General features: G+C 38.5%; 2 protein-coding genes and 1 pseudogene. All 3 read right to left on the bottom strand.

Features of this window, described 5'->3' with window-relative positions:
* Positions 1-51: 51 nt before the first annotated feature.
* A complete protein-coding gene (locus tag NXS07_RS19140) occupies positions 52-846 on the bottom strand; it encodes a hypothetical protein (RefSeq protein ID WP_258087420.1) in 795 nt (264 codons plus the stop codon).
* A gap of 21 nt (positions 847-867) precedes the next feature.
* Positions 868-2,766 (bottom strand): lipase family protein, encoded by a 1,899-nt coding sequence (locus NXS07_RS19135; RefSeq protein WP_258087419.1) that lies wholly within the window; start codon positions 2,764-2,766, stop codon positions 868-870.
* Positions 2,759-3,190: pseudogene (locus NXS07_RS19130) on the bottom strand (DUF4123 domain-containing protein); the annotation flags it as partial. The gene NXS07_RS19135 and the pseudogene NXS07_RS19130, both read right to left, overlap by 8 nt.

Genomic DNA, 3,190 nt, shown 5'->3' with positions numbered 1-3,190 from the left:
GTGCGTGGTTCGACGACTTTCAGTCGTCGGCACCGAAGTGCGCTAACCCACCTACTTCAGTAGGTGGTAGTTAAGTTTCCAATAATCAATAGAATCCCTATCTAAATCAACCTTACCATCAGGATATTCAACCCTGGATGGTTTATTACCTCCGGGTATAATAATTTTTGGCATCTTAGTTTCATCTAAAGTTGGTATGTATTTTATTTTCCATTCATTTTTTTGCTGTAGAATTAATTCAAAAAAGGTTAGTTTCCCCCCAGCATAAAGACCTATTTGATTAGCATTGCCTGTAACAAAACTTTTTCTTAAGACTGGATAAATAGTCGGCCTGTAATCAATAATATTTTCTAATTTTTTCATGTCACTAGGTTTTCTTGCACCATTGATATATACATTTATTCCAGCCCTACCTCGTGATACAGCATTCTTCATCAGATGGCTAACGTTAGTATATTCAAGAGCTAATTCAATATTATCAATCTGCCATTGACACCAGCCTCCACCATTAAGAGGTATTTTTTCTTTAAAATAGCCTGTTACAGGATCTACTGAAATATTAAATCTGTTCCAGTGATATTTAGGTAAGTGATAGAGTGTTCCACCTGCGGTATTATGAGTAGCAAGACATCTATTTGAAGCATAAATACTGTCCAAATTAGGTCTAGTATTTGGAGGAGCAATGCCTTCGACTGTAATCCATTGATTTTTTTCAGGTGGTAAAAATGGTTCCGATTTATCTTTATAAGTTTGCCAGTAACTTGAAATAGTATTGGATATGAATTCACACCCTGTTAAACACAAGATAAGTGGTGATATTGTTAATAATCTGAATGTTAATTTCATTATTAGCCTCATGTTATCCTTTTATCGTTTCTCAGAGTAACGTTGCAAGGCTATTGAGCCTCTTATATCGTTTTTAGTTACTTCTAGAGTCATCATTAATTGATTATCTATTTCTCTTAAGAAATAATATTCTCTGATTTTTTTTCTTTGAAATACTGCGCGAATCGAATGCGGTTCACTTTCAAGAAATGATAAATCTTCCTGCTTCCTTTGCAATTTTTTATCCGGTGAAAGAGTGCACAATTCTCGCAATCTCTTATCAATGTATTCAGCATATAAGGCGCTACTATGGTCAAGAAGGCCTGTCCCACGCTTGCCTGTAGGATTTTCGTCACCCTGAAAAAATGAACGTATCTCTTGCTCTCTGTATTTATCTACTTTGGTCTGTTGTTCAATAAATTCTTTAGTCTCTTTTCTGGTTTTTTCATTTAACTCTGGAAGTAAATAAAGTTTTGACTCTGAATCAGGGAGAGCATAAAAGTAAACTAATTTACCATGGTGTAAAAAGGGGTCGTTATCACGGCTGAGTGACTTAACACTTTTTGCAGTGAGAGCACCTGCTATACTTAACGATGTTCCAATTGCAGTATCAAATACTTCGATTGCGTATCCTACAAATTTATCATCTGCTTGAAGAGAAATATTATCCATATCCTTGTTAAACGGTACCGATGGAACAAAATCATCTTCATTAACATGACGATAATGAGTAATTTCAGTGAGTTCCTGCACTGCGCTTTGGGTGAATAGACGTGGCATACCGTAGGTATAGAGGCAGGGATTATAGGGTTTGAGTTGTGTACTATGTAACAAGGCGAGGGCACCACCCAAACTATGACCGCAGACGAATAGTTTTTTATTTTGTGTTAACTCAATAATATGTTCAAATACTGTTTTTCCATCGTCTCTTTTAGGTACTTGGATTTCTGTGACAAGATGGAAGGCATCCCAAAAACCTTTATGAACTTTCCCTTTTTCGCTAAAACCACTACATACACCTTTAGGTATACAGCCTAATTCTAGCGGCTGGAATGTTCCATCTGTGAGAAGGTCCTTTGTTTCCGTCATTTCAGTACCGCGCCATCCAATAATAACTTCTTTCTTGTTTGCCACGTAAAAAAGTTGAGTGTGACCCTGAGGAACTTCTTGTTTATTTGAGTCAATGTAGACAACCTCAGTATAGCGATCACTAAATGGGACATCATAAACTACTGGGGAAAAGGACTGATCATTGACCCTATGAGGTGAACGTGACAGATCGAGCAACTGTTTTTGGAAGAGGTTTGTGACTGAGCCTAAGTAATTTTCAGTATCTTCGGCATAAGTTAATATACTCATCAATGAGAGGTTATAAGCATTAACTAGTGAATAGTCTTTTTGATGATGCAGCAATAAAGACCATGCTCTGAATGGACACACTTCAATAACATAACGGTACTCACCTACATATGATGGGTGAACTTTAAGACCTTGTGGTTCCCCATCAGGGAAATGGTAAAGGGGAAAATCATCATCTTTCCATTTTTCAATAACTGGAAATTTATCAACCAATTCTCCAATTTTTGTATAACGATATTGACGGCCTGATTCCAGACTCTCTTTAAAAACGGGTGAAATAGATTTCATCGCTTCGGGAGAGCGCGTGTATTCACTGTTACGTTTCATTCTGAGCGGACGTTTTTCCATTTCATCAGCAAGCTCCTGTCCACTAAGAAATAAACGTAAAGGAGAAGCAGTTAAATGTTCTTCCCGGATCATGCCATTTCCATCTGTTGTCCCCTTACGCGTGGTTTTTCTATTTTTTAACATATAGGGCATGTTGGTTATCGGTTTATTGTGCTCATCAACAAGCTGAATTTCTATCTTATTTTTCAGCATCTTCTGACAATCGTGACAATAAATTGAATTTTCATTATTCATAATCCATTGCTCCTGTTATTTTTTCTTGTTCCATCGCCAACAAATATTCTTGACCAAAGACTTTTTCAACGAGATGGCCGGCTTCGATTTTTTGCCGCAACCACTGTTCTATTCGTAATTCCAGACTGCCCACAGGTTGATCCAGTTGTTTCGCCTTTTCACCGTGGTTTTCCCATAAATCATCATAAAGTGAACTGGTTAACACTTTCAGGCCGTAAGGGGAACGCAGCCAAACGTCCAGCAAATGGTCGCCCAGCGTAAAGGGGATTTCACTGTTACCTTCCGTACAGTCATCCGGGCGGCAAAACGGCATCGGCTGTGGTGTGTCGATCATCAGTTCTGTGACCGGCGACAGCATCAGTGACCAGTCGCCAGGCGTGAAGGCAGGGATCATCGCGCCAAAAACACGGGCATCCATAATGCG

The organism is Xenorhabdus bovienii (genome assembly GCF_024721015.1).
GTDB lineage: Bacteria > Pseudomonadota > Gammaproteobacteria > Enterobacterales > Enterobacteriaceae > Xenorhabdus > Xenorhabdus bovienii.
Note: the sequence above shows the minus strand (reverse complement) of the source record. Positions and strands in the feature narration are given on the sequence as shown.